The 1,430-nt window shown below is 63.8% G+C and carries 1 protein-coding gene and 1 pseudogene; both read right to left on the minus strand.

Annotated elements, in window-relative coordinates:
- Window positions 1–1,020, minus strand: a 1,020-nt coding sequence (locus OB03_RS14565) for a S8 family peptidase (protein ID WP_461344643.1), incomplete at its 3' end; no start/stop codon positions are given.
- Window positions 1,021–1,150: 130 nt separating this feature from the next.
- Window positions 1,151–1,430: pseudogene (locus OB03_RS14570) on the minus strand (S8 family peptidase); the annotation flags it as partial.

Consider the following 1,430-nt stretch of genomic DNA (forward strand, 5'->3'; position numbering starts at 1 on the left):
GCCGGTGTCACCCGCATCCGCCGCTGTGCGAAGCAGAATTTCGACAATCTCGCGGCCTGTCAGATTGGGGAAGGCTTCCTTGAGTAGCGCCATGGCACCGGCAACGACAGGCGAAGCGAATGACGTGCCGCCCATGCGCCAGCAGCTGTCCTCACAGTCACCGACCACTTCGCTGCCCGGTGCGGAAATATATACGTTCTGGCTGACACCGGCGCGGTTCGAGAATGTCGCCATGGCACCGTCAGGACCGTGAGCCCCCACGACGATGATAGCCCCCGCGAAGCGCGGGTCCGAGGCATAGCGCCCCGGCCATTCTGGGCTGGTGCCCTCCTCGTTACCCGAGGCGATGGCGAAGATGACGCCGGCATCGACGCCGCGCTTCAGAGCGGCTTCAAAGGCGGCTCCGAGAGGGCCTTCGCCACCCAGAGACATGTTGACGATACGGGCACCGTTGGCGACGGCATAGTCTATAGCGCGCACTAGATCGGACGATTTGAAACAGACATCGTCTTCGGGATCGGTGCAGTCGGATACCTCGGCGCGGATCGACATGATCGAGGCGTTGAACGCCACACCGACGGTGCCACGACTGTTGAAGGGGGCGGCGATAAAGCCGGCCACGCGGGTGCCGTGTTTGTCCGGGCCCTCGGGGCTGTTTCGGCCGATGACCACGTCGGTCGAGCGCGGCGAGATGTTGGCGGCCAGATCGGGGTGATCCATATCGATGCCGGAATCGATCACAGCGACAGTCACGCCCTGACCTGTCGCACCGGCCTGCCAAGCCGAATAGACCTTGGTGTCCGCTACGCCCCAGTTCAGCGTGTACTCACGAGCGGACTGCGCCGGAATGGGTGGCGGCTGGGTGGGCGGAGGCGTCGGTGGAGTGGGGGGCGGGGGCGCGGGCGGCGTAGGCGTGATTATCGAGCCACCACCGCCACCACCGCCGCCGCCACAGGCAGCCAGCGGGAGTGCGAGCAGGCCCGCCGTCAACGCAATCGATGTGTACCTAGCCTGTCTCATGAACCCTACTCCCCGCACTCTACCTTTCATTTATTGTAACGCTTGAAAGGCGTTAACCACCCTCGACCCCATTTCGGGGAGAAGGCAAGTCACAAATGCCGGGTAAGACGGGGAAGATTGGAGGCATGCCTCAGATTGGGTGCTGCCACACGGCCATGAAGGCGTAGCCGGGTTTGGCATCGCGGCGGTGCTGTTCGTCACGGATGGCGGTGGCTTGCAGTTGCAGGGACGAGCCGTCCGGCAGGGCGTGAAGGCTGCGTACGCTCATGTCGATCTCGCGGCCCGAAGGTGTGGCCGAGAAGCGGCGGCGCGAGAAGGTCACCGGATCGACGTAATCCAGCGGTACGTCGGCCAAGGTGGCTTCAAATGTGCCGCTTTCAATGCGCAGCGGCTGGCTGATTTCCCACATC

This window comes from Brevundimonas sp. GN22 (assembly GCF_054824005.1).